The organism is Arthrobacter sorbitolis (genome assembly GCF_054510995.1).
The window spans coordinates 169,328-194,570 of record NZ_JBTNDM010000002.1 but is presented as its reverse complement, the minus strand read 5'-3'; the positions used below and the strand labels follow the sequence as shown (position 1 = coordinate 194,570).

The following is a 25,243-nucleotide window of genomic DNA, read 5'->3' as shown; positions in this document are numbered from 1 at the left end:
TCCGAGTCGCCCGTCGTCCTGCCGATTCCTGCTATGCGGCGTCCCGGACGGGGAGGACGTCGTCGAGATAGGCGCGGAGCGCACGCGGGCTGAAGGGCTTCGCCACGAAGTGATCCGAACCGGCTGCCAGGCACTGTTCCTGGGTGAGCTGCGGAGGGCGCGCGGAGATCGTGAGGATGTGCGCATCGGACCGGGCCCGGAGCCGGGGGCACAGGTCGATGCCGTCCACGTCCGGGAGGTTGAGGTCGAGGGTGATGAGGCTCGGCCGGATCGTGTCGACGAGGCGCTGCCCCTCGGCCCCCGTGCCGGCCTCGTGCACGGTGAAGTCCCGGTCCGACAGCACGATGACGAGCAGTCGTCGGATGTCGGCGTCGTCCTCGATGACGACCGCGCTGCGCTGCAGCCTGTTCATTGCCGACCCTAACTCCAGTACCCCGTGATCATCAGCAACCGTATCGTTCGCGGCGGGGAGGCACCGCGGTGGCGGCGCTCCTCCGCCGCGGCTTGACAGGCCGGTGCGGAGCAGGGCGGGCAGGCTGTGACCTCAGGCCCGGGTCGGCGGGATGTTGTGGTTGCGCCGGAACAGGTTGTGCGGATCGTACCGGTCCTTCAGCGCCGTCAGGCGCGCGAGGATCTCCGGGCCGTAGGTCTGCTGCGCGGCCTCCCGCGGGTCGATCCCGGCGTCGGCGCCCATGAAGTTGAGGTACTGCCCGCGATCCGCGAAGGGCTGCATGAGGGCATGGGCCCTCCGCGCGAAGGCGCTCAGCCGCCCGTCCTCGCCCGCGTCCTGCCAGAAGCCGTAGATGTTGAGCCAGTACCGGGCCGACCGGTTGGGGAAGGCGGTGGCGTCCTCGCCGACCCGGCCGAACGCCCCACCCATCAGGTGGATGTCGATGCCGGTTCCCGCCCAGGTCACCTCGGACGCGACGCCGGCCAGGACCTCGACGACGTCGTCGTCCAGCCGGGAGAAGGACACGTTCTTCCAGTACCCGCGGGAGCCCCGCGGGAACAGCGCGTCCATCGCCGACTGCCACTCCAGCCAGTTCACCGGCCCCACCTCCTCCTCGTCCGGAGGCGCGAGGCCCCTCAGCCGCCCGATGTGCTCGAGGCCCGCCCCGTGGTCCTCCGCCGCCCAGGCGAACCCGACCACCATCCACGGCTCGTCCCCCATCCCGAGCTCCGCCGGGAGCACCAGGAAGGAGACGATGGGATTCATCTCGTCCGGCAGGTCGGTCGACCAGCGGCTGAAGGCGCCGAGCGCCTCCTGCCAGCGCGGACGCCGGTAGAAGAAGTTGCCGCCGAGTACGGCCGACGGCAGCGGGCGGGCACGGAAGGTGAAGGAGGACACCACACCGAAGTTGCCGCCCCCTCCGCGCAGACCCCAGAACAGGTCCGGGTTCTCCTGCTCGCCGGCGCGGACGTGCTCTCCCTCCGCCGTGACGAGGTCGACGGACACGAGGTTGTCGAGGGTCAGGCCGTCGGTGCGGGTCAGCCACCCCACACCCCCGCCGAGGGTCAGCCCTGCGACCCCGGTGCCGCTGATCACCCCGAGCGGGACGGCGAGCCCGTGACCGGCGGTCGCGCGGTCCACGTCGGCGAGGGTCGCCCCGGGTTCGACGGTCACGAGGAGGCGCCGGGCGTCGACCGTCACGCCCCGGAGGCCGCCGAGGTCCAGCACGATGCCGCCGTCCACGGAGCTGTGGCCGGCGATGTTGTGGCCTCCGCCGCGCACGGCCAGCGGCAACCCGGTGGCGCGGACCGCGGCGAGGACCGGGTCGATGTCCGCCACCGACCCTGCCCGGACGACGGCGCGGGGCCGCAGGTCGATCATCCCGTTCCAGACCTTCCGGGCCTCGTCGTAGAGCGGATCCCCCGGCTCGATGAGGGACCCGGAGAGCCGGGTCCGCAGCCGGCGCAGTGCGTCGAGGGTCTGCCGGTCCGCTTCACTTCCATGGATCGTCGTCATGTCCCTGCCTCCTTCGTGGGGTGACCCGTCGGGTCCGGCGGCGCATCCTTGTGCCGCTGGATCGAGAGTAGGGAGGCGGTGGAGGACCCGGCATCGGGCAAATGATGCATCTTCGCCCGCCTCGCGTGCCGCCCGGTCACCGGCCGGCGTCGGATCCCAGCCGGGCCAGCCCGCGATCGTGGGCCCACGCGGCGGCAGCAGTGCGGGAGGACACCCCGATCTTGACGAAGATGTTCGCCAGGTGCCGGCCGACGGTCTTCTCGCTGATGAACAGTCGCGCCGCGACGTCGCGGTTGGAGCTCCCTGCGGCGACGGCGGCGAGGACCTCGACCTCGCGGGCCGTCAGCCCTCCCGGTGCACGCGCCGACCGGTGACGGACGGCGACGGGCGCCGCACCCAGCTCCCCGAAGATGGCCTCCGCCGCCGCGATGCTGCGCCGTGCCGCCTCGGCGCGGCCCAGCTCCTCCAGTGCACGGCCCTGCCAGACGAGGACCCGCGCCAGGTCGTGGCGGGCGCCGATGCTGCGGTAGAACCGCGCGGCCCTCTCGAAGGCCTCGAGCGCTCCTGCCGCTCGGCGGCGGCCGAGCAGCACCATCCCCCGGGCGGAGGCGGCCCACGCCTCGAAGCCCGGGCTGGCGCACTGCGCGGCCACCGTCTCCAGCTCCGCGGCCAGCGCGTCCGCCTGGGCCGTCCGGCCGGTGGCCAGGGCGATCTCGACCCCCACGGGCAGCAGGCGTACCCGGCCGATCCGATGACGGGACTCCAGGGACGACGCCAGGGCGCTCCAGGCCTGCTCGGACCGCCCCGCGGCGAAGTCCAGCAGGGTCCTGCCGGGCTGCGGGTCGATGCCGAGCGACTCCGCCCGGTCGTACGCGGTGCGGGCACCCGCAGGGTCTCCGCGCAGCCGCCGGAGCTCCCCCAGCTGGTAGAACCCCTCCCCGGCGGCCCACACGTTCCGGACGGCGAGCTGCTCGCTCTCCTGCTCGATGCGCGGCTCCACCTCGTCCCAGCCGCCCTCGATGCTCATCAGCTCGAGCCGGTGCACGCGACACACGCCGGAGTACATCACCTCGTTGCCCACGCGGGCGCACCAGCGCTCGGTCGCCGCGGTCCACGCCAGCATGCGCCGGTAATCCGCCAGCTCGTGGCAGAGATGGATGACGGTGCAGTAGATGTCTCCCACCCAGACCAGCGGGACCCGGTCCGCCAGGACCGGCAGCATCGCCTCGTCCAGTTCGGCGAAACCTACGTCCGTGCTGCCCGCCCGGAGGTTGGCGAGCCCGGACAGCACGAGCCCGAGGGACATCAGCGCGGGCTCGCCGAAGCGCCTGCCCATGTCCTGGAGCTGCTCGGGACACGCCGGCCGGGAGAGCACACCGGCGAACTCGAGTTCCACGGCCGCCTCGAGGTAGTGGAGGTAGCCGTGCGCCGGCCCCTCGGGCACGTCCCGCAGGATCCTGCGGGCCCGGCTGACCCAGCCCGACCCGACGGTCACGTCCCCGCGGAGCACCCACTGCAGGCCCAGCTCCAGCGCGGTCATGGCCGCCGCGTCCGGCGACGACGCCGCCAGGCGACGGTGGAACACCTCTTCCGAGAGCTCCAGGTTCTCCTTGACCAGGCCCAGCCACCACGCCGACCTGGCAAGCGCCTCGAGGTCGTCGACGGCGAGGGACGACGTCGGCCCGGCCGTCCCGAGGGACGCGTAGGCCGTGCGCCAGTCACCCCGGGCGTACGCTTCCCGCCCGGTCTCGACTGGCCCTGCACCGCCGACCGTGCCCATCAGGCGTCCATGCTATTCCTCCCCTGCGCGGACGGCACCAGCCCCGGCACAATTCGCGCGAGCGTGACGACCGTTCCCGCCCTCGGCCGTCGGAGGACCTGGCGGAGCCATCGGAGCCACCGGACCCGGCGGACCCGGCGGCGTCCCGGCGCCGCGGAGCGGCCGGCACGGAAGCTGAAGCACCAGCCGAGCATGAGTGCGCTGGCGACCACGTAGAAGGAGTGCAGCATCCAGATGGGCCCGAAAGGCAGGCTGAACACGTAGACGGAGTGCACGGCGTTGGCGATGTTGCTGATCACGATGTTGCTCAGGCTGTAGGAGCTCAGGTCCCTCGTGCGCACGGCCTTGAGGAGCATCGGCAGGGTCGCCAGCGCGAAGAGGACCGTGGACAGGCTGCCTGCGAGGACGGGAATTTCCATGACCGCAACGCTACGGATCGGTGGCTGCGGCCGGATCGGGCAAGCCGTGCATCTTCCCCCGGTCCGTCCTGGGGGGAATGATGCAGACGGTCACGCCGGATCGCGACCGACACCCCCGTCCGGGGCATCGGTCCCGCCGGGGCGACCCGGGTCGGCGTCGGCAGCCCGCGCGACGACGTCGTCGAGCTCGTCGAGGGTGAGCAGGTCGCGCCGCAGGTGCCGTGTGCGGTAGCCCGCCCGGCCGACCATGTGCGCCGAGACGGGACTGGTGAGCAGCTGGAACACCCAGCAGAGCACGAGGACGGGCACCAGGATCCAGCTCCTGTTCTCGACGGCGAGCGCGAGCAGGAGGAGCAGGAGACCGAGGACCTGCGGCTTGGTGGCGGCATGCATCCGGGAGAGCAGGTCGGGGAAGCGGACGAGTCCGATGCCCGCGGCGAGGGACATCAGAGCCCCGCCGATGAGGAGCACCGAGACGACGACGTCGTGGACCATGCGGTTACTTCCTGTCCGTCACGAAGCGGGCCACGGTGACGGAACCGATGAACCCGATGAGCGAGATCGTGACGAGCAGGATCAGGTTGTCGAGGTGCCGGTTCACCACCATGTTCAGGACGAGCGCCGCTCCGATGACGGCCAGGACGACGTCGAGTGCCAGCACGCGGTCGAGGATCGACGGTCCGCGCACCGCCCGGTAGAGCGCGAGGACCGCCGCCACGGAGAGTATTCCGCCCACGACATACGCCACGACGGTCATCGGTTCGCCTCCTCGGCCCGGAGCGCCGCGAGGTCCCTCGAGCTCCCCATGATGCGGATGAGCCAGGCCTCCGTGGCCCGGACGTCGCGGCGGACGGCCTCGGCGTCCTCGCCGGATGCCACGTTGAGGCAGTGGAGGTAGAGGGTGGAGGTCGACCGGTCCACCTCGAGCACCAGCGATCCCGGGATCAGCGAGATGGCGTGGCCGGTGGCGGTGACCAGGAAGTCGGAGTGGCTGCGCAGGGCGACGGACACCACGGCGTTCCGCAGCGTCGGGCCCCGCGTCACCGCGAGCCAGAACACCTGGACGCTCGCCGTTACCAGCTGGAGGAGGAACCGCCCGAGGAACGGCACCAGCCAGAGCACGTTGAAGCGGCCGGTCAGCTCGACGGGCGGGAGGTAGAAGAAGTTCACGACGACGTAGGCGATGAGGGCGCCGAACACCAGGTTCCCCGGGCTGAAGTCCTGCCAGAGGGCACCCCAGACGAGCACGAGCCAGATGACGAGCGGGAGCTCGGTGATCAGCGGGATGTGGCGGCGGTTCATCCGTCGGCCCCCGCTCCGAGCACGGCCTCGATGTAGGGGGTGCGGTCGAGCATCTCCTGCGCCGCATCGTCGCTCAGGGCGAAGAGGGGGCCGGCGAGGATCGTGAGGGCGAGCCCGAGCACCACGAGGCCGATGGTGGGGCCCGTCATGGTCCCGGGCAGCAGCGTGACGGGGTCCTTGCCGGCGAACTTCCCGGTCTCCTCGCCGGTCACGTGGCGTGAGGTCCCCACGCTGGAACCGTCGGCCTTGCTGGCGAGCAGGATGGGGTCCGGGTCCTCCGCGTCGGCCGGGCTGCGCCAGAAGGCGCGGTTCCAGACGCGCGCCATGACCAGCAGCGTGAGCAGGCTGGTGAGCACTCCCCCGGCCACCAGCACGTAGGCGAGCGGCGTCCCGAGCTCCACCCCGGCCTGGATGAGCCCGAGCTTGCCGAGGAAGCCCGAGAAGGGCGGGATGCCCGCGAGGTTCATGGCCGGCAGGAAGAAGAGGATGCCGAGGAGCGGCGAGAGCTTCGCGAGCCCGCCGAGCCGGTCCACGTTCGCCGTGCCGCCGCGGCGCTCGATGAGGCCCGTGACGAGGAACAGGCTCGTCTGCACGGTGATGTGGTGGGCCACGTAGTAGACGGCTGCTCCGAGTCCGATCCGCGTGGAGATGGCCAGCCCGAAGACCATGTACCCGATGTGGCTGACGAGGGTGAAGGACAGCAGCCTCTTGATGTCGGACTGCGCGAGGGCGCCGAGGATCCCCACGATCATGGTGAGCAGGGCGACCACCATGAGGAGCGTGTTGATGCGGTCGCCGGGGAAGAGCAGCGTCTCCACCCGGACCATGGCGTACACGCCCACCTTGGTGAGCAGGCCGGCGAACACCGCGGTCACGGGTGCGGGCGCCGTCGGATAGGAGTCCGGCAGCCAGAAGGACAGCGGGAAGACGGCGGCCTTGATGCCGAAGGCCACGAGCAGCATGAGGTGCAGCACCAGCTGCGTGGCCGGGTCCACCGACTCCAGCTTCACGGCGAGGTCCGCCATGTTGACCGTCCCCGTGGCGCCGTAGATCATCGCGATGGCGATGAGGAACAGCATCGAGGACACCACGCTGACGACGACGTACGTCACGCCGGCCCTGATGCGCGGCGCCGTGCCGCCCAGGGTCATGAGGACGTAGCTGGCGGTGAGGAGGATCTCGAAACCGACGTAGAGGTTGAAGAGGTCGCCCGTGAGGAAGGCGTTGGACACACCGGCGACGAGGATCAGGTAGGTGGGATGGAAGATCGACACCGGGCCGTCCTCGTCGCCGTCGGCCATGCCCTGGCCCGCGGCGTAGATCAGCACCGCGAGGCTCACGGCGGACGAGACGACGAGCATGAGCGCGGAGAACTGGTCCACGACGAGCACGATCCCGAACGGCGGCGCCCAGCCCCCGAGCCGCACCGCGTGGGTCCCGGCGGACGGCGCGGCGAGGAGCATGACGACCTCGATCAGCAGGGTGATGCTGAGGGTCGTGATGCTGACCGCGCGCTGGGCCCGTGAGTGGCGCAGGAGCAGGAAGGTCACGGCGGCCCCGAGGAACGGCAGGACGACGGCGAGCGGGGCGAGGTCGGCGGCGATCACGGGGTGTCCCCCGGCCGGTCGGCACGGACCCCGCCGGACGCGGGCGTCCCGGGTGGCTCGGGGGCGGCCCCGTCGTCGGAGAATTCGGTGGTGTCGGCGGCGATGTCGGCGTCGTCCTCGTAGTCGTAGCTGGGCTGGTCCGCGACGCGGCGGTCCTCGGGGTCGTCCTGGACGTCGTCCTGGCGGCCGAGCACCCAGGACCGGTAGATGATGCCGAGCATGAACGCCGTGACGGCGAACGTGATGACGATCGCCGTCAGGATCAGCGCCTGCGGCAGGCTGTCGGTGTAGTCCTCCGCCGGGGTCCCGAAGACGTAGAGCGGTGACTTGCCCCCTCCTCCGCTCATGGCGAGGAGGAGGATGTTCGCGCCGTTGCCGAGGAGGATCAGGCCGAGCAGCACCCGGGTGAGGCTGCGCTCGAGCAGGAGGTAGATCCCGGCGGCGAAGAAGACGGCCATGAGCACGATCAGGGTGATGTCGACGGTCATGGCCGGATCCCCTCGGTGGCGGGCGGGACGAGGGCGTCCGCCCCGGCGTCCTCCTCGACGGGATCGTCCGCCTCGCTGCGCTCGTCGATCTCGGAGCCGAGGCTGCGGAGGACGTCGAGCACCAGTCCGACGACGATGATGTACACGCCGATGTCGAAGACGGTGGACGTCACGAACTTCACGTCCCCGAAGACGGGCAGCCAGAACTCGAGGATGTAGCTCTCGAGGACCGCACCGCCGAGGAGGAGCGGCGTTGCTGCGGTCACGGACACGATCGCCAGCCCCACGCCGAGCAGGGTGCCGGCGCTCACGGGACTCGCCTCGGCGAGTTCGAAGCGGCCTCCCGCGAGATAGCGGATGGCCAGGGCGATCCCGGCGGTGAGCCCTCCGGCGAAGCCCCCGCCGGGCAGGTTGTGCCCCGCGACGAGGAGGTAGACGGAGAGCAGGATGATGGTGTGGAAGAGGAGCCGCGTGACGACCTCGAAGATGATCGACCGGCGCTCGGGCGCCAGGGTCCGCCCGGCGACGAGCCACGGGTCGCGCGGGACGTCAGCGAAGCGGGCCGCTAGCGCGAGCGCGGCGCCGGAGCGGCCGCCGGCGTCGAGGAGCTCCTGCCCCCTGTCCACCGACCCGTCCTCGATGCCGTCGGCCCGGCGCCGGTGGTCGCTGCGGCCGCGGATGAAGATCAGGCTGGCGACGCCGGTGGCGGCGAGGGCCAGCACCGTGATCTCGCCGAGGGTGTCCCAGGCGCGGATGTCCACGAGCAGCACGTTGACGGCGTTCGCGCCGCCGCCGTCCTCGTAGGCGAGCTGCGGATAGGCGAGCGAGATCGGGGCGGCGTTCCGGGAGGCCATCGCAGACATCGCGATGACGGCCATGATGCCGCCGAACGCGATGCCCAGCCCTGCACGCAGCAGTCGGTGCCTGCTCTCGGCGCGGTTCCACAGCCTCGCGGGCAGCGACCGCAGGGCGAGCACGAAGGCCACGAGCACGATCGTCTCGACGAGCATCTGCGTCAGCGCCAGGTCCGGCGCCCCGTGCAGGGCGAACATCGCCGCCATGCCGTAGCCGGTGATCCCGACCATGAGCACCGCCATGAAGCGCTTGTTCGAGCGAAGTGCCGCGATGATCCCCACGATGATGGCACCCGCCACCACGACCTGCGCCGGGGACTGCGCGATCCTGAAGCCGGTGGGCAGCGGGGCGTCGAAGATGACGAGGGCGGTCAGCGGCGTGACGACGGCGGTGGTGAGGATGACGAAGAGGTAGAACGCCAGGGAACCGCGCTGCGTCCGTCCGGTGATCCAGACGGCGACGTCGTCGAGCACGCCGATCACGGACCGGTAGACCACTTCCGCCTCACGCATGGACGGCAGGCGCTCCTGGAACCGCTCGAAGGGCCCGCGGACGAGGTAGAGCGCCGCTCCCGCGCCCAGGGTGATGCCCGAGAGCAGCAGCGGGAGCCCGAAGCCGTGCCACAGGGCCAGGTGCGGGGCCGCGCCGTCGGACGCGAAGAGGGTGGCGTACGGCTGGACGACGCCGTCGAGCGGTGCGGGCCAGAGGCCGAACACCACGGAGGCGACGGCGAGCAGGGCGGGCGCCAGCACGAAGGAGACGCGGACGCGCTTGAAGGTGGTCCGCGCCCGGCCGTGCTTGAGCGCGAAGGCCCCCCACACGAACCGGGCGCTGTAGGCGAACGTGAGGACGGACCCGAGCACCATGCCGCCGAGGAGCAGGATCCCGGCGAGGCCGCCCTCGGCCCGGTGCGCGAGCGCCTCGAACACCGATTCCTTCGCGACGAACCCGAGCAGCGACGGGACCCCGGCCATTGATCCCGCGGCCACGAGGGCGACGGCGAAGAGCACGGGCGAGGTGGCGCCCACGCCGGACAGGACGCGGAGGTCGCGCGTCCCGGACTGGTGGTCGATGATGCCGACCACGAGGAAGAGCGTCGCCTTGAAGAAGCCATGGGCGAGGAGCAGGCCCAGGCCGGCGACAGCGCCGTCGCGCCCGCCGAGCCCCACCACCATGGTGAGGAAGCCGAGCTGGCTCACCGTCCCGTACGCGAGGACGAGCTTGAGGTCGAACTGCCGCAGCGCCCGCCACCCGCCGAGCAGCATCGTCGCCATGCCGAGCACGAAGATCAGGGGGTGCCAGAACGCCGTCTCGCTGAAGCCGGGGGCGAAGCGGGCCACGAGGAAGACCCCGGCCTTCACCATCGCCGCAGCGTGGAGGTACGCGCTGACCGGGGTGGGCGCCGCCATGGCTGCGGGCAGCCAGAAGTGGAACGGGACGAGCGCGGACTTGGTGACCGCTCCGACCAGCACCAGGGCGATCGCGACGTCCACGAGCGTCCCGCGCGCCACGAGGCGCTCGGCGTCCGCGAGGATCTCCGAGATCCGGTACGTCCCCGCCTCCTGGCCCAGCATGACCAGTCCCACGAGCATCGCGAGGCCGCCGAAGGTCGTGATGATGAGTGCCTGCAGGGCGGACCGGCGGGCGGAGAGCCGCTGCCGTGAGTAGCCGATGAGGAGGTACGAGAGAATCGTCGTCAGTTCCCAGAAGATGAACATCAGGATCAGGTCGTCGGCGAGGACCAGCCCGAACATCGCGGCCGCGAAGGCGAGGAGCTGTGCACCGAAGGCACCGACGTCGGGGTCGTCGTTCTTGAAGTACCGCGCGCAGTAGAAGAGGACGAGCGCCCCGACGCCGAGGATCAGGATGCAGAGGACGGCCGCGAGCGCATCGAGCCGGAAGGCGAGCTCGAGCTGCAGGTTGGGGATCCAGGGGACGACGACCGACGGCGGCGCACCCGGTGCACCCGTCGGCGCCGACTGGTCGGCGGCGAGGACTCCCGGCAGCTCGACGAGCAGCCACGCGAAGGCGGCCGCGGGTGCCGCGGCGAGGACGAAGAAGGCGGATCTGCCGAGCCGGGAGAAGAGGACGGGCGCTCCGAGTGCCAGCGCGAACATCGCGATCAGCACGGTGAGCATGGGAGTCTCGATCTTCCGCTGGGGGACGGTCGGGCTCCCTCCAGTCTACCGAAGGAATTACTCCAACCTTCCACCGATCACGCGCAGGGCTCCTTCCGCGGTGCCGGAGCGAGCCCCGGGGTGACGTGCGTCTCGCGGCGTTAGCATTCACCTATGAGTACGCATCAGCAGCTTCCGCCGCCCGCGGAGGCCCCTGCACCCCTGCCGGTCGTGGGTTCCGGCCGCATCTTCAGCAGGCCGGTCCTCGCCTGGGCGTCCTGGGACTGGGGTTCGGCCGCGTTCAACGCGGTCATGACCACATTCGTGTTCACGGTCTACCTCACGTCGGAGGCGTTCGGCGGGGAGGAGCGGGCCTCGCAGGTGCTCGGCTGGGGCCTCGCCGGCGCCGGCCTGCTGATCGCGCTCCTCGCGCCCGTCACCGGGCAGCGCTCCGACAGCGGCGGGCGCCGGAAGCTCTGGCTGGGCGTCAACAGCGGGATCGTCGCCGTCCTCACGGCCCTGTGCTTCTTCGTGTTCCCCAGCCCGGAGATGCTGCTCCTCGGCGTCGCGCTGATCGCCGCCGCGAACATCTTCTTCGAATTCGCCGGGGTGAACTACAACGCGATGCTGACCCAGATCTCCACGCCGTCCACGATCGGCCGGGTCAGCGGCTTCGGTTGGGCCATGGGGTACGTGGGCGGCATCGCGGCCCTGGTGGTGGTGCTCGTGGTGTTCATCCAGCCCGTTGTCGAGTGGCCCGGGGCCTCGAGCGAGGACGGGCTGAACATCCGCCTCGTCGCCGTCTTCTCGGCGCTGTGGTTCGCGGCGTTCGCGGTCCCGGTGCTGTTCGCGGTGCCCGAGGTCCCGCGGCGTGCGAGGGCGGCGCAGTTGGGCTTCCTCGCGTCCTACGGGCTGTTGGTGCGGCGTGTGAAGGCGATCTACCGGGAGAGCCCGCACACCATCTTCTTCCTGCTCGCCAGCGCCATCTTCCGCGACGGACTCGCCGCCGTCTTCACCTTCGGCGGGATCCTCGCGGCGGGCGCCTTCGGCTTCTCGGCGAGCATGGTGATCGTCTTCGCCATCGCCGCCAACGTCGTCGCCGCGGCCGGAGCCGTCATCGGCGGCTTCCTCGACGACCGGGTGGGCCCGAAGCGCGTCATCATCGGCGCCCTGGTCGGCCTGCTCGTCGCGGGGACGGCGATCCTCGTCCTGGGGACGGGGACGCATTCCTTCTTCGGCATGGAATGGACCTCGGACACCACGTTCTGGGTCTTCGGCCTGCTGCTGACCCTGTTCGTCGGCCCGGCCCAGGCATCGTCGCGCGCGTACCTCGCGCGCCTCGCCCCCGTCGGGGACGAGGGGGAACTGTTCGGCCTGTACGCGACGACGGGCCGCGCGGTGAGCTTCCTCGCCCCGACCCTCTTCGCCCTGTGCATCGGGATCTTCGGCTCGCAGCTCTACGGCGTGATCGGCATCCTCGTGGTCCTGCTCGCCGGGCTCCTCGTCCTGCTCCCGGTCAAGCCCCCCGCGCGCGTGACGCGGGCCGTCGTGCCGGAGGCCTGACCCGTCGGGCCGGCCGTCGGGCCGGCCGTCGGGAGGACAGGAATGACCGCCCGAACGCCGTCCCTCCGGTCATTCCTGTCGCCTCGACGCTCGTGGTCGAGGTCGAGGTCCCCGGGGCTAGATCCGGGTGCGGTGGAAGTTCAGGTGGCTGCGCGACGCCGTCGGGCCCCGCTGGCCCTGGTACCGGTTGCCGTACTCGCCCGAGCCGTAGGGGTGCTCGGCCGGTGAGGTCAGCTTGAAGAAGCACAGCTGCCCGATCTTCGACCCCGGCCACAGCTTGATCGGCAGGGTCGCCATGTTGGACAGCTCGAGGGTCACGTGGCCGGAGAACCCGGGGTCGATGAACCCCGCCGTGGAGTGGGTGAGGAGCCCGAGGCGGCCCAGCGAGGACTTCCCCTCGAGGCGCGCTGCGATGTCGTCCGGCAGCGTCACCGTCTCGTAGGTGGAACCGAGCACGAACTCGCCGGGGTGCAGGATGAACGGCTCGTCGGGGGCCACCTCGACCAGGCGCGTGAGCTCCGGCTGGTCCTCGGCGGGATCGATGTGCGCGTACTTGTGGTTGTCGAACAACCGGAAGTAGCGGTCGATGCGGACGTCGACGCTCGAGGGCTGCACCATCGCGGGATCGTGCGGGTCGAGGACGATCCGCCCGGCGTCGAGTTCTGCTCGGATGTCGCGGTCTGAGATCAGCACCGTCCAAAACTACCAGCCCCGCGGGGCCGTCCCCGGCGGGTCCCCCGAACCTCCGTCAGCGCCCGATCTCGGTGCGGACGGCGAACAGTTCCGGGAAGAACGTGAGCTCCAGTGCGCGCTGGAGGAACCCGACGCCGGACGAGCCGCCCGTCCCCGCCTTGAACCCGATGGTCCGCGCGACCGTCTTGAGATGCCGGAACCGCCAGAGCTGGAAGTTGTCCTCGAGGTCCACGAGTTCCTCGCACGCCTCGTAGATGTCCCAGTTCCCCGAGGCGTCCTCGTACACCTGCTTGTACACGGCGACCAGCGCGGGCGTGAACTCGTGGGCCAGACTGACGTCGCGGTCGAGCAGGTCCGCCGGGACGGAGTAGCCCCGCCGGGCCAGCAGGGCGATGAACTCGTCGTACACGCTGCTCTGCGCCAGGAGCTCGGTGAGCAGCGCCCGGGCGGCCGGGTCCGCGTCGAACACCTGGAGCATGGCCGCGTTCTTGTTGCCGAGCAGGAACTCCACGGCCCGGTACTGGTAGGACTGGAAGCCGCTCGAGGAGCCCAGGTCGCCGCGGAACTCGGCGTACTCGGACGGGGTGAGGGTCGCCAGCACCGACCACTGCTCCGTCAGCGAGCGCTGGATGTGCTTGATGCGGGCGACGCCCTTCATCGCGGCCCGCAGGTCGTCCGCCCGGAGGTGGACGCGCACGGCGCGCAACTCGTGCAGCACCAGCTTCAGCCACAGCTCGGAGGTCTGGTGCTGGATGATGAAGAGCATCTCGTCGTGGTGCTCCGGCGAGCTCACGGGATGCTGGGCGTCCAGCAGCCGATCCAGCTCCAGGTACGAGCCGTAGCTCATCTTGTCCGAGAAGTCCCGCTCGATGCCCTGCTCCAGGCTGCGGGTGTTCCGCTCCACGCTCATGCGGCAAGACTACGCGGCGCGGATCAGCCGCCGAATGTCGGCCTGCCCGTCTACGGTGGGACCAATTCGAGGAGGCCCCATGCAGCGAATCCACTGCAGCATCATCCCGCCGCACCTGCTCACGCGCCTCGCGGCGGTCCGGGACGCCCGGTTGTCCGTGGCGTCCGAGGCGGCCCGGCACGCCCTGCTGGAGCTGGCTCCCCTGCTGCAGGTCCGCTCGGAGGCACTCCGCGTCCCGGTGCGCCACGGCTCGGCCGTCATGGGGACGCTGACCCGCCGCATCTCCGACGCCGGCGGACGCGAGGACCTCCCCGGGACCCTCGTGCGGCGGGAGGGAGCCCCGGCGACGGGCGATGCCGCGACGGACGAGGCCTACGACGGACTCGGTGCCACCTACCGGCTGTTCAGCGAGGAGTACGGGCGGTCCTCGATCGACGGCGCGGGCAAGCCGCTCGAGGCGACGGTGCACTACGGGTCCAACTACGACAACGCCTTCTGGGACGGCGAGCGGATGGTGTTCGGGGACGGCGACGGCGAGGTCTTCGGTCGCTTCACGGCGTCCCTCACCGTGATCAGCCACGAACTCACGCACGGCTTCACGCAGTACTCCACCAACCTCGAGTACCAGGGCCAGTCGGGCGCCCTCAACGAGTCCCTGTCGGACGTCTTCGGCGTCCTCGTGGAGCAGCGCGAACAGAGCCAGGACGCCGCTGCCGCGTCCTGGCTCGTGGGGGCGGGGATCTTCACGGCGGCGGTGGAGGGCAGCGCGCTGCGTTCGCTGGCCGCTCCGGGAACCGCCTACGACGACGACATCCTCGGCAGGGACCCGCAGCCGGCCACCATGGCGGGCTACGTGCAGACGGCGTCCGACAACGGCGGTGTCCACATCAACTCGGGCATCCCCAACCACGCCTTCTACCTCGCGGCCAGGGCCCTCGGCGGCCGGGCCTGGGAAGGCGCGGGCCGCATCTGGTACGACACCGTCCTCAGTGGGAGCATCGCCCCGGACTGCGACTTCCGTGCGTTCGCGCGGGCCACCGGGGAGGCGGCGGAGAAACGTTTCGGGCCCGGCAGCCGGGAGGCGGGAGCGGTCGCCGACGCGTGGGTGCAGGTCGGCGTGCTGCCGTGAGGATCGAGATTACCCGCTCGGGCGGCTTCGGCGGCTTCACCCGCTCGTGGAGCCTGGAGGTCAGCCGCACAGAGGCCGAGCAGCGCTGGCTCCCGCTCGCGGAGGCGGAAGCGGACGCGGAGACGGACGCGGAGACGGACGCGGAGGTCCCGGAGTCCCGCGCGACGGGCGCCTCCCCGCAAAAAGCAGGCACCCGGGGAGAAGGCGCGCAGCAAGAAGGCGCGCAGGGAGAAGGCGCGCAGCGGGACCGCTTCATGTACCGGATCGCCATCGGGTACACGGAGGTGTATCTCTCCGAGAGCCATCTGGCGGACCCGTGGCGGGAACTGATCGAGCGGGCGCGGGCCGCAGCGGCTCCAGGTGCTCCGGGTGCTCCGGGGGCTCCAGGGGCTCCAGGGGCTCCCGCCGTGGGTAACCCGGCTCCGGGCACTCCGCCCGCGGCGGTGCCGGACACCGCGGTGCCCGCCCCTGCGACGTCGGACCTTGCGACGTCGGACCCGGCGGTGCCGGACCCCGCGACGACTGAAGGCGCGGGGCAGGTCGGGGAGGCGGATCCCGGGAAGCCGGAAGAACTGTTGTAAGGTGATGGAGCGGTTCCACCACCGTGCGGGCGTAGCTCAATGGTAGAGCGCTAGCTTCCCAAGCTCGATACGCGGGTTCGATTCCCGTCGCCCGCTCCCTGCCCCTGACGGGGCTCCATTGCACATCTTGGGTGTGCCCAAGGACACCTCCCCCGCCCGTCGCCGGGCCCGGGATCGGCAGTATCCTTGAGGCGATGAATCGCACACTGTTCAAGTCCAAGATCCACCGCGCCACCGTCACCCACGCGGACCTCCACTACGTCGGTTCCGTGACCGTGGACCTCGACCTGCTCGACGCCGCGGACATCCTGCCCGGCGAGCTGGTCTCGATCGTCGACATCACGAACGGTGCCCGGCTGGAGACCTACACCATCGCCGGCGAGCGCGGATCGGGCGTCATCGGCATCAACGGTGCAGCCGCGCATCTGGTGCAGCGGGGCGATCTCGTCATCCTCATCACCTACGCGCAGATGACCACCGAGGAAGCGCGCACGTTCGTCCCCACCGTGGTCCACGTCGACGCGGACAACCGGATCGTCGAGCTCGGCTCCGATCCCGCGGAAGCAGTGACCGGGGACGTCGAACGCCCTCCCTTCGCACTGGACAACTCCGCCGTCTCCTGAGGCCGGGCCTACACGAACACCCTCGTCACGGGATCGTCAGTAGCCTGTCTAGCGATTTGCGACGGCAAGGCATAGGGTCGAAAAGCAAGGTTGCTTAGGCTGTCGATTCGACCGAACCGTCAGCCGGGTTGTCTACAAGGATGTGGAGGCTCGGTACGAATGCCCATTAGTCGAAGAACGCCCGGCGCCGTGAAGCGCCGCCCGAAATCCGCCGCCCTGGCGGGTCTCGTGATGGGCACGCTGGTGATGAGCGGCTGCGGCCCCGCACAGGCGGACAACACCCTCACCTGGTACATCAATCCGGACGCCGGCGGCCAGGCCGCCATCGCCCAGAAGTGCAGCGACGAGTCCGGCGGCCGCTACAGCATCGAGACCTCGCTCCTCCCGAACGACGCCGCCTCGCAGCGCGAACAGCTCGCCCGCCGCCTCGCAGCCGGTGACGCGTCACTCGACATCATGAGCCTCGACCCGCCCTTCGTCCCCGAACTCGCCGAGCCGGGTTTCCTGGCGCCGGTGCCCGAGGACGTGGCGGAGACCACCACGGAGAACGTCGTCGAGGGTGCCATCGCCGGGGCCACCTGGAAGGACGAACTCGTCACCGTCCCGTTCTGGGCCAATACGCAGATCCTCTGGTACCGGGAGTCGGTGGCGGAGGCCGCGGGTCTCGACATGAGCGGACCCGTCACCTGGGAGCAGGTCATGGAGGCTGCCCGGACCCAGGACAAGACCCTCGGGGTACAGGGTGCGCAGGCCGAATCCATGACGGTGTGGGTCAACGCCCTCGTCGAATCGGCGGGCGGATCGATCGTCGTCGACCCCGAAGCCACGGCGGAGACCATCGAACTGGGCCTGGACACCGAGGCAGGCGTTGCGGCGGCCGACGTGATCTCCACGATCGGCAAGGACGGCCTGGGCGGTCCCGGCCTTCCCACGCAGGCCGAGAACGAATCCCTCATCGGTTTCCAGGGTGATTCAGGCTCATTCATGGTCAATTGGCCCTTCGTCTGGCCCGCTACGGTCGCCGCGGTCGAGGCCGGCACGCTGGATCAGGCGGTCCTCGACGATATCGCCTGGGGCATCTACCCGCGCATGACGGAGGACCAGGAGGCCGCACCCCCGCTCGGCGGCATCAACCTCGGCGTGGGAGCGCAGAGCGACAACCCGGAGCTCGCCTTCGAGGCCATCGAGTGCATCGTCTCGGTCGAGAACCAGGCCGAGTACTTCGTCACCAACGGCAACCCGCCGGCGAACACGGAAGCCTACGAGGACCCGCGGATCGAGGAGTCGTTCCCGATGGCGGAGACCATCAGGGACTCCCTCCAGGCCGCGGCACCCCGCCCGCAGACCCCGTTCTACAACGAGGTGTCCACCGGCATCCAGCAGACCTGGGCGCCACCCGCCGCCGTCGACCCGGACAGCACGCCGCAGTCGTCGAGCGACTTCATCACATCGGTCCTCCGAGGGGAGCAACTCCTGTGACCTCCGCCATCCCAGCGAAGACGACGACGGCGTCACCCGGCGAACCGGGCCCGAGCCTCGAGACGGGCGGCAGCAACGGCAACCGCACGAAGACCGGCAGGGCCCCGAAGCAGTACAGCGACCGCACCCGCGCGGAGCGGCGGCTCGGCTGGATCCTCGCCGGCCCCGCGTTCATCATCATGCTGCTCGTCACGCTGTACCCGATCCTGCAGGCCATTTACGAGTCGCTGTTCCGCTTCCGGCTGACGGCGCCCGACGAGCGGGCGTTCATCGGCCTCGAGAACTACATCGTGATCCTGTCGGATCCGGTCTGGTGGTCCGGGCTGTGGACGACGGTGCTCATCACCATCATCACGGTGGCCGTGGAACTCGTGCTTGGGTTCGCCCTCGCGCTCGTCATGCACAAGGCGCTCAAGTCGGTCCGGGGACTGCTGCGCACCGCGATCCTCGTGCCGTACGGCATCATCACCGTGGTGTCCGCGTTCGCTTGGTTCTACGCCTTCGACATCAACTCGGGCTACGTCAACAGCTGGTTCGCCTGGCTGCCGGGCATCGACGAGAACCTCAACTGGTTCGCCCAGGGCCCCACCGCCCTGTTCGTCATCATGGCCTCCGAGATCTGGAAGACCACGCCGTTCATCTCGCTGCTCCTCCTCGCCGGCCTCGCGCAGGTACCGGACGAGCTCAGCGAGGCGGCGAAGGTCGACGGCGCCACCTGGTGGGAGCAGATGCGCAAGGTCATCATCCCGAACATGAAGGCCGCGATCATGGTCGCCGTCCTGTTCAGGGCCCTCGACGCCTTCCGCATCTTCGACAACGTGTTCATCATGACCAACGGCGCCTACGGCACGGAAGTGCTCTCGCTGCTCGCCTACCGGCAGTCCATCAGCAGACTGGAGATCGGGCTCGGCTCCGCGGTGTCCGTGCTCCTGTTCCTCTGCGTCCTGCTGATCTGCTTCGTGGCGATCAAGCTGTTCAAGGTCGATCTCGCCGGAACGCAGGGAGGAAAGTAATGACGAACACCAGCACCAGGAACAAGGTCCTCTGGGCGATCGCCACGATCCTCGTCCTCCTCTACGCGCTCTTCCCGGTGGCCTCAATCCTCGCCACGTCCTTCAAGTCCCCGAGCGACCTGACGAACGGGAAGTTCCTCCCCTCGTCGGGCACGGCCACCACGGGCAACTACGAGCAGATCCTCGTGGGCGACGCCCAGGGGCTGTTCCTCTCGGCCCTGCGTAACTCCATCGGCATCTCGCTCATCGCGACGTTCATCGCCGTGGTCCTCGCGACGCTGTGCGCCTACGCGATCGCCCGACTGGACTTCCCCGGCAAGAAGGTCATCCTGACGACGGCGCTGGCCGTCTCGATCTTCCCCGTCATCTCGATCGTGACGCCGCTGTTCAACCTGTGGCGCACCATCGGCCTCTACGACACGTGGCTCGGCCTCATCATCCCGTACCTGTCGCTCACGCTCCCCATCTCCATCTGGACCCTCGCCGCGTTCTTCCGGCAGATCCCCTGGGAGCTCGAGCAGGCGGCCCAGGTGGACGGCGCCACGACGTGGCAGGCGTTCCGCAAGGCCATCGTCCCGCTCGCCCTGCCGGGGGTGTTCACGACGGCGATCATCGCGTTCTTCATCGCGTGGAACGACTTCGTCTACGGCATCTCGCTGACGTCCACCGAGGCGGCGCGCCCCGTGCCCGCCGCGCTCGCGTTCTTCACCGGGGCCTCGCAGTTCGAGTCACCGACCGGAGCCATCTCGGCGGCGGCGATCATCGTCACCATCCCGGTGGTCCTCCTCGTCCTCCTCTTCCAACGCCAGATCGTCTCCGGCCTGACCTCGGGCGCCGTCAAGGGCTGACGCCCTTCCCGGCGCGCTCAAGAAAAGGAATCGCACCATGGCTTCAATCACCCTCAACCATCTGGTCAAGAAATACGGCGACGGCTTCCCCGCCGTCAACGACATCAGCATCGACATCGCGGACGGCGAGTTCATCATCCTCGTCGGCCCGTCGGGCTGCGGGAAGTCCACGCTGCTGCGCATGATCGTGGGCCTCGAGGACATCACGGACGGCGACCTGCTCATCGACGGCCAGCGCGTCAACGACAAGGCGCCCCGCGACCGCAACCTGGCGATGGTGTTCCAGAACTACGCCCTGTACCCGCACCTGACGGTGTACGAGAACATCGCGTTCCCCCTGCGCCTGGCCAAGGGCAAGCACTCGGAGGACCAGGTGAACAAGCTCGTCACCGAGGCCGCGGCGACCCTCGAGCTCACCGACCACCTGCAGCGCAAACCCGCGAACCTCTCGGGCGGCCAGCGGCAGCGCGTCGCGATGGGCCGGGCCATCGTCCGCCAGGCGGACGCGTTCCTCTTCGACGAGCCGCTGTCCAACCTGGACGCCAAGCTGCGCGGACAGATGCGGTCCGAGATCTCCCAGATGCAGCGGCGCCTGGGCGTCACCTCCGTCTACGTGACGCACGACCAGACCGAGGCCATGACCCTCGGTGACCGCGTCGCCGTGCTCAAGAAGGGCGAGCTGCAGCAGATCGCCTCTCCGCGGGAGCTGTACGAGCAGCCGGTGAACCTCTTCGTGGCGGGCTTCATCGGCTCGCCGTCGATGAACTTCCTGCCGGCCACCCTGGACGGTACGACCCTCAGCACTGCACTCGGCAACATCAGCATCCCGGAGGAGAAGGCCCGCAAGGCTGCCGGCAAGCGGGTGGTCCTCGTGGGCGTCCGCCCGGAGTTCTTCGAGGACGCGAAACTCGTCGAGGAGAGCAAGCGCCCCCACGGCTCCACGTTCATGGCCACGCTGACCCACACGGAGTGGCTCGGCAACGAGCAGTACGGGTACATCAACTTCGACCCGGCCCCCGAGATGAGGGAGCTGCTCAACAGCCTCGCCCGCGACATGGACGCCGACGAACTGCGCCCGCAGGTCGTGGTCACCCTCGACGCCGCGAGCCGCATCCGGGGCGGGAGGGAGGCCGAGATCTGGCTGGACACGCGGAAGCTCCACCTGTTCGACGCCGAGTCCGGGGAGAACCTGACGCGGGACGCCGACGCGGGTGCCGCACTGACGCTCGAGGCCGCCGAGGACCGCGCGGAGGAGATCGCCACCGCCCAGCAGGCGGACCGGCAGGGAGGCAGCGCCTTCGGCAACGGCACCTCCGGCAACGGGACATCCGCTGGTGGGACCGCCACGGTGGAGGCCGGAGCTTCCCGCTCCGGCGGCTCGTCCGCCGCCGGCGGCAAGCACGCGGCAGGCTGACCGGACCCGGGCTGCCTCCGTCCCGGAAGAGCTCGAGAACAGCAGGACCGGCACCCGATCGGGTGCCGGTCCTGCTGTGTAGTGTGGCCCTATGGTCGAACACGACGGCGCGGCACAGGTCGCCGCCATCACCGCCGGATACGTCTTCGATGGGCCGACCCTGCACCTCGGGGCGGCCCTCGTGGGCGGTACGCTGCACGACGACGCGCAGGTCCGCCTGCCGCTCGCCATGATGAACCGCCACGGGCTGATCGCGGGCGCGACGGGCACCGGCAAGACCGTGACGCTGCAGGTCCTCGCCGAGCAGCTCTCCGCGCAGGGCGTCCCCGTGTTCCTGTCCGACATCAAGGGTGACCTCACCGGCCTCACCACGCCGGGGACGGCCTCCGACCGGCTCACGAAGCGGACGGCGAGCGTCGGACAGGACTGGACGCCGACCGGCTTCCCCGTGGAGTTCCTGTCCCTCGGCGGAGGGGACGGCATCCCCGTCCGCGCCACCGTCTCCTCCTTCGGGCCCCTCCTCCTCAGCCGGGTCCTGGACCTCAACGAGACGCAGGAATCGAGCCTGCAGCTTGTCTTCCACTACGCGGACAGGAACGGCCTGGAGCTCTACGACCTCGCCGACCTCCGCGCCGTCATCGGCTTCCTCACCTCGGACGAGGGCAGGGACGCCCTCGCCTCCCTCGGCGGCCTGTCCCGTGCCACGGCCGGGGTGATCCTCCGCGAACTCGTGACGCTCGAGGCCCAGGGCATGGACACCTTCTTCGGCGAGCCGGAGTTCGACACCGCCGACCTCCTCCGCACCGCCCCGGACGGTCGCGGCATCATCACCGCGCTGGAACTCGTCAGCGTGCAGCAGAAGCCGCGGCTGTTCTCCACCTTCCTCATGTGGCTGCTCGCCGACCTCTTCGCCGAGCTGCCCGAGGTCGGCGACGTCGACAAGCCCCGTCTCGTGTTCTTCCTCGACGAGGCGCACCTGCTCTTCACCGGCTCCTCGAAGGCCTTCCGCGAATCCATCCAGGCCACGGTGCGCCTCATCCGGTCCAAGGGCGTGGGCATCTTCTTCATCACGCAGACGCCGAAGGACGTGCCCGGTGAGGTGCTCGGCCAGCTGGCCAACCGCATCCAGCACGCCCTGCGCGCCTTCACACCCGACGACGCCAAGGCCCTCCGCGCCACCGTCTCCACCTTCCCCATGAGCGGCTACGACCTGGAGGAGGTCCTGACGTCGGCCGGCATCGGCGAGGCCGTGGTCACGGTGATGAACGAGCGCGGCGCCCCCACGCCGGTCGCCTGGACGCGGCTCCGCTCCCCCGAGTCCGTCATGGGCCGGGCGGCCGAGGGGACGGTGCCCGCCGTCGTCGCCTCCTCTCCCCTGCTGTCCCGGTACAGCCAGGCCGTGGACAGCCACTCCGCCCACGAGAAGCTCACCGGCCGGGCCGCCAGCGCGCCGACCGGCGCTCCGGGGACGCCGTCGGGTGCGTCGGATACCGCCGGGGGGCCTGCCGCGTCCCGCCAGGCACGCGACGACGAGGCGCGGCGCATCGAGGAGGAGATCCTCGGCCTGCCGCCCCGTCCGGCACCGCAGCGTGCCGACGGCCCGCCGAGGGACGAACGGCGGGACGGGCCCGGTACCGCAGGGCGCGGCTCCGGGGGTTCCGGCGGCGTCGGTCGGGACGACAGCGACGTCGACCCGTACGACGGCGGGCACCGTACGGGCGGGACGCCGCAGCGCCGTGGCCCCGACCGGGACGAGCTGGCCGATCTCGCGCTGAAGGCCGCCGGGGTCATCGGGAAGGAGCTGGTGCGGGGCCTGTTCGGCACGAAACGCCGCAAGCGCCCATGGTGAGGCCGGACGCCCCTGCCGCAGTTCCCGAAGGAAGCACCCCGTGGTCGTGATCGAGTTCGTGACGGCGGCCCTGACGGCGCTCGGACTCGGGCTGCTCGTGGCCGCGCTCGTCATCCGCCTGGTCTACGGCTCGTGGATCAGGACGCAGGCCATCACCTACGACCACGAGGGGCACCCCTACCTCCGCTGGCACGACCACCGGTACCGGATCGTCGAGGCGCTGTGGTCCAGCGGTGTACGACGGCGGCGCGATGCCGGGCCGCCGCTGCCCCCCGGCGTGGACGTCACCATCTTCTACCAGGCACGCAACCCCACGCAGTGGTCGCTCGAGGAGCCGTACCGGGGCACCCGGGTGGTCGCCGTCGTCGGGCTCGCCTGCGCGGTGCTCGGGGCGCTCCTGGGCTTCCTTCCCGGCTGATCTCCGGCCGGCCCCCGATGCCGCTGTCAATCCGGCTGTCAGGCCCGCTGTCGGGCGGCCCCGGCGCAGCCGGTACCGTGGAGGGGTGCAAACCACTCCTGTCGTGAAGGTACTCGCGGCCTGGCTGCTCGGTCTCATGCTGGTCGGCACGGGCTTCCTCGCGACCGTCTCCCTCCTCAATGCGCGGCTGTACAGCCCCGAACATCAGGTGGGCCTGTACCTCGAGGCCCTGCGCGAGGGCGAGGGAGGGAAGGCCCTGGGCCTGCTCAACGCGTCGGTGCCGGAAGGGGCCAACCCGGCCCTCCTGGACGGGGAGGCCCTCCGCCGGGCCAGCGCCTCCGTGGAGGACGTGGCGATCGGTGAGGCACGGGAGACGGGCGCGGACCGCGCCGAGGTCCCCGTCACCTACTCGCTCGACGGGGCCGAGACGACCACGGCCTTCCCCCTCCAGCGCACCGGCACCGAGTGGGGGCTGTTCAACGTGTGGCAGTTCGAGCAGGGCGTCCTCCCGACCGTCGAGGTGTCCGTGGCGAACAGCGTCCAGGCGACGGTGAACGGCATCGACGTCGGTCTTCCCGACGGTAGGGCCGCCCTCGCCTCCTTCTACCCCACAGCGGTCACGGCACAGTACGAGGGGAAGTACTTCTCGGCACCCGAGCGTCATGCAACGGTCACCGGCCAGGAGGCGCCGCCTCCCCTGGCCCTCGCCACCGAGGCGACGCCGGAACTGACCCGGACGGTCGACGAGCAGCTGCACGCCTTCCTCGACGGATGCGCGCAGCAGACCGTCTTCCAGCCCACGAACTGCCCGTTCAACTACCTGACCAACGAGCGGCTGGCCGGCGACATCGCCTGGTCCATCGAGGAGTACCCGGCGGCGTCCGTCACCCCGGAGGACGGCGGGTGGCGCCTGGCGCCGCTGCAGGGTTCGGCCCGCATCGACACGCAGCTCCGCGATTTCTTCTCCGGCGCCGTCCGGGACGTGTCGGAGCCCGTGCCGTTCGAGTTCGGTGCCGACCTCGAGGTGACCGACGACGCCGTCACGGTCACGCCCGTCGTCCGCTACTAGGCGACGGGGCCCGGCCGCGCGCTACGGGATGAGGCGCTCCGCGCGGTAGCGGTCGAACAGCGCGAAGAACGCGTCCGGCGTCCTGCGGTATCCGGTGAATCCGGCCACCCGGCTCTTGCCCATGTCGGTGACGACCTCGATGCCGCGCCCGAGGTCACTGTCGGTGTGCCACCACGAGGCCATCCGGTCCAGCCGCGGTTCGGCCAGCCCCCGGCGCTGCGCGATCCCGGCCCATTCCTCGTCCCGGCCGGCCATCGCCTGCTCGAGCGGCCGCGGCGCCCCGCTGTAGCCCTCCCATTCCACGCCGAAGTAGGCGGCGAGCTGCGGCCACAGCCAGCGCCACCGGAAGACGTCGCCGTTGACGATGTTGAAGGCCTGATCGGCGGCGGCGGGAGTCGTGGCGGCCCACAGCATGTGCTCGGCGAGGACGCCGGCGTCGGTCATGTCGGTGAGGCCGTTCCACTGCGTCTCCGAGCCGGGGAAGACGAAGGGCTGCCCGGCCTCACGGCAGAGGGTGGCCTGCGTGGCGAGCGTCAGCCCCATGTTCATGGCGTTGCCCACCGCATGGCCGATCACCGTGTGCGCGCGGTGCACCGACCACGCGAAACCCTGCTCCGCGGCGGCGGCGAACAGCTCGTCCTCCTGGGCGTAGTAGAAGTTCCGTACCGGCAGGCGCGGCTCCTCCTCGTGGAACGGCGTGTCGGCCATCTGCCCGGCGGCGTACGCCTCGAACGGCCCCAGGTAGTGCTTCAGTCCGGTCATGAGGGCCACATGGGCCACGTCCTTGCCGCGGAGGGCGAGCAGCAGGTCACGCAGCATGCCCGCGTTCACCTCGATGTTCTCCTCCTCGGTGTCCCGGCGCGACCACGCGGTGAAGAAGACGTGCGTGGGATGCTCGGGTGCGAGGACCGCGGACAGCGCCTCGACCGAGGTGAGGTCGGCGGAGAGCCAGCGGACGCCGTCGCGCTCCGCGCCGGGTGTGCGGGACAGCGCCAGCACCGGCCACCCCTCCGAGGTGAGCCTCTCGACGAGCGCCGAGCCGGCGATGCCCGTGGCCCCCACCACGAGCGCCGTCCGCTGTTGCTGTGCTGCTGGTCCGTCGTCGGTCATGGTGCGCTCC

24 protein-coding genes and 1 tRNA gene are annotated in these 25,243 nt (G+C 70.4%); 12 read left to right on the top strand and 13 right to left on the bottom strand.

The window, feature by feature from the left end; translation table 11 throughout:
- Positions 1 to 31: 31 nt before the first annotated feature.
- The 10 genes from ACX80K_RS05550 to ACX80K_RS05505 form a co-directional block, all read right to left on the bottom strand.
- On the bottom strand, positions 32 to 412 hold the full coding sequence (locus ACX80K_RS05550) for a response regulator transcription factor (protein ID WP_459270873.1): 381 nt from the start codon (positions 410 to 412) through the stop codon (positions 32 to 34).
- Between the two features lie 132 nt (positions 413 to 544).
- Positions 545 to 1,966 carry an FAD-binding oxidoreductase gene (locus ACX80K_RS05545; RefSeq protein ID WP_459270872.1) on the bottom strand — a complete coding sequence of 474 codons (1,422 nt, stop codon included), beginning with the start codon at positions 1,964 to 1,966 and terminating at the stop codon, positions 545 to 547.
- 136 nt (positions 1,967 to 2,102) lie between these two features.
- A complete protein-coding gene (locus ACX80K_RS05540) occupies positions 2,103 to 3,746 on the bottom strand; it encodes a LuxR C-terminal-related transcriptional regulator (protein ID WP_459270871.1) in 1,644 nt (547 codons plus the stop codon).
- Positions 3,746 to 4,165 carry a hypothetical protein gene (locus tag ACX80K_RS05535; RefSeq protein WP_459270870.1) on the bottom strand — a complete coding sequence of 140 codons (420 nt, stop codon included), beginning with the start codon at positions 4,163 to 4,165 and terminating at the stop codon, positions 3,746 to 3,748. Before ACX80K_RS05535 ends, ACX80K_RS05540 begins: the two co-directional genes overlap by 1 nt.
- A 90-nt stretch (positions 4,166 to 4,255) precedes the next feature.
- Positions 4,256 to 4,660 carry a monovalent cation/H(+) antiporter subunit G gene (gene mnhG / locus ACX80K_RS05530; RefSeq protein WP_459270869.1) on the bottom strand — a complete coding sequence of 135 codons (405 nt, stop codon included), beginning with the start codon at positions 4,658 to 4,660 and terminating at the stop codon, positions 4,256 to 4,258.
- Positions 4,661 to 4,664: 4 nt separating this feature from the next.
- Positions 4,665 to 4,922 carry a monovalent cation/H+ antiporter complex subunit F gene (locus ACX80K_RS05525; RefSeq protein ID WP_459270868.1) on the bottom strand — a complete coding sequence of 86 codons (258 nt, stop codon included), beginning with the start codon at positions 4,920 to 4,922 and terminating at the stop codon, positions 4,665 to 4,667.
- Positions 4,919 to 5,467, bottom strand: a complete 549-nt coding sequence (locus ACX80K_RS05520; RefSeq protein WP_459270867.1) for a Na+/H+ antiporter subunit E — start codon at positions 5,465 to 5,467, stop codon at positions 4,919 to 4,921. Before ACX80K_RS05520 ends, ACX80K_RS05525 begins: the two co-directional genes overlap by 4 nt.
- Entirely contained in the window at positions 5,464 to 7,074 is a 1,611-nt protein-coding gene (locus ACX80K_RS05515) for a Na+/H+ antiporter subunit D (RefSeq protein ID WP_459270866.1), read from the bottom strand. Before ACX80K_RS05515 ends, ACX80K_RS05520 begins: the two co-directional genes overlap by 4 nt.
- Positions 7,071 to 7,562: a Na(+)/H(+) antiporter subunit C gene (locus ACX80K_RS05510; protein ID WP_459270865.1), complete on the bottom strand. Its 492-nt coding sequence runs from the start codon at positions 7,560 to 7,562 to the stop codon at positions 7,071 to 7,073. Before ACX80K_RS05510 ends, ACX80K_RS05515 begins: the two co-directional genes overlap by 4 nt.
- A complete protein-coding gene (locus tag ACX80K_RS05505; RefSeq protein ID WP_459270864.1) occupies positions 7,559 to 10,555 on the bottom strand; it encodes a Na+/H+ antiporter subunit A in 2,997 nt (998 codons plus the stop codon). Before ACX80K_RS05505 ends, ACX80K_RS05510 begins: the two co-directional genes overlap by 4 nt.
- 153 nt (positions 10,556 to 10,708) lie before the next feature.
- Between ACX80K_RS05505 and ACX80K_RS05500 the strand changes: the two genes are divergently transcribed.
- Positions 10,709 to 12,097: an MFS transporter gene (locus ACX80K_RS05500; RefSeq protein WP_459270863.1), complete on the top strand. Its 1,389-nt coding sequence runs from the start codon at positions 10,709 to 10,711 to the stop codon at positions 12,095 to 12,097.
- Between the two features lie 117 nt (positions 12,098 to 12,214).
- Here ACX80K_RS05500 and dcd read toward each other — a convergent pair whose 3' ends face one another.
- Positions 12,215 to 12,790 (bottom strand): dCTP deaminase, encoded by a 576-nt coding sequence (gene dcd / locus ACX80K_RS05495; protein WP_104051780.1) that lies wholly within the window; start codon positions 12,788 to 12,790, stop codon positions 12,215 to 12,217.
- A gap of 55 nt (positions 12,791 to 12,845) precedes the next feature.
- Positions 12,846 to 13,700 (bottom strand): tryptophan 2,3-dioxygenase, encoded by an 855-nt coding sequence (gene kynA, locus ACX80K_RS05490; protein WP_459270862.1) that lies wholly within the window; start codon positions 13,698 to 13,700, stop codon positions 12,846 to 12,848.
- A gap of 79 nt (positions 13,701 to 13,779) precedes the next feature.
- Here kynA and ACX80K_RS05485 point away from each other — a divergent pair, with 79 nt between their 5' ends.
- The 11 genes from ACX80K_RS05485 to ACX80K_RS05435 all read left to right on the top strand — a co-directional run bounded on the left by ACX80K_RS05485 (position 13,780) and on the right by ACX80K_RS05435 (position 24,123).
- Complete coding sequence (locus ACX80K_RS05485) at positions 13,780 to 14,829, top strand: M4 family metallopeptidase (protein ID WP_459270861.1); 1,050 nt, start codon at positions 13,780 to 13,782, stop codon at positions 14,827 to 14,829.
- Positions 14,826 to 15,410: a hypothetical protein gene (locus tag ACX80K_RS05480; RefSeq protein ID WP_459270860.1), complete on the top strand. Its 585-nt coding sequence runs from the start codon at positions 14,826 to 14,828 to the stop codon at positions 15,408 to 15,410. The genes ACX80K_RS05485 and ACX80K_RS05480 overlap by 4 nt, the downstream gene beginning before the upstream one ends.
- A gap of 25 nt (positions 15,411 to 15,435) precedes the next feature.
- Positions 15,436 to 15,506, top strand: a tRNA-Gly gene (locus ACX80K_RS05475).
- A gap of 98 nt (positions 15,507 to 15,604) precedes the next feature.
- Positions 15,605 to 16,033, top strand: coding sequence for an aspartate 1-decarboxylase (panD, locus tag ACX80K_RS05470; RefSeq protein ID WP_459270859.1), 429 nt, complete (start codon positions 15,605 to 15,607; stop codon positions 16,031 to 16,033).
- Between the two features lie 159 nt (positions 16,034 to 16,192).
- Positions 16,193 to 17,512: an extracellular solute-binding protein gene (locus ACX80K_RS05465; protein WP_459270858.1), complete on the top strand. Its 1,320-nt coding sequence runs from the start codon at positions 16,193 to 16,195 to the stop codon at positions 17,510 to 17,512.
- Complete coding sequence (locus ACX80K_RS05460; RefSeq protein WP_459270857.1) at positions 17,509 to 18,525, top strand: carbohydrate ABC transporter permease; 1,017 nt, start codon at positions 17,509 to 17,511, stop codon at positions 18,523 to 18,525. The genes ACX80K_RS05465 and ACX80K_RS05460 overlap by 4 nt, the downstream gene beginning before the upstream one ends.
- On the top strand, positions 18,525 to 19,373 hold the full coding sequence (locus tag ACX80K_RS05455) for a carbohydrate ABC transporter permease (protein ID WP_459270856.1): 849 nt from the start codon (positions 18,525 to 18,527) through the stop codon (positions 19,371 to 19,373). Before ACX80K_RS05460 ends, ACX80K_RS05455 begins: the two co-directional genes overlap by 1 nt.
- Positions 19,374 to 19,410: 37 nt before the next feature.
- On the top strand, positions 19,411 to 20,787 hold the full coding sequence (locus ACX80K_RS05450) for an ABC transporter ATP-binding protein (RefSeq protein ID WP_459270855.1): 1,377 nt from the start codon (positions 19,411 to 19,413) through the stop codon (positions 20,785 to 20,787).
- Positions 20,788 to 20,878: 91 nt separating this feature from the next.
- Entirely contained in the window at positions 20,879 to 22,636 is a 1,758-nt protein-coding gene (locus ACX80K_RS05445; RefSeq protein ID WP_459270854.1) for a helicase HerA-like domain-containing protein, read from the top strand.
- 40 nt (positions 22,637 to 22,676) lie between these two features.
- A complete protein-coding gene (locus ACX80K_RS05440; RefSeq protein WP_459270853.1) occupies positions 22,677 to 23,054 on the top strand; it encodes a hypothetical protein in 378 nt (125 codons plus the stop codon).
- An 85-nt stretch (positions 23,055 to 23,139) separates the two neighbouring features.
- Entirely contained in the window at positions 23,140 to 24,123 is a 984-nt protein-coding gene (locus tag ACX80K_RS05435) for a hypothetical protein (RefSeq protein WP_459270852.1), read from the top strand.
- Between the two features lie 21 nt (positions 24,124 to 24,144).
- Here ACX80K_RS05435 and ACX80K_RS05430 read toward each other — a convergent pair whose 3' ends face one another.
- Positions 24,145 to 25,233 (bottom strand): SDR family oxidoreductase, encoded by a 1,089-nt coding sequence (locus tag ACX80K_RS05430; RefSeq protein WP_459270851.1) that lies wholly within the window; start codon positions 25,231 to 25,233, stop codon positions 24,145 to 24,147.
- Positions 25,234 to 25,243 lie beyond the last annotated feature (10 nt).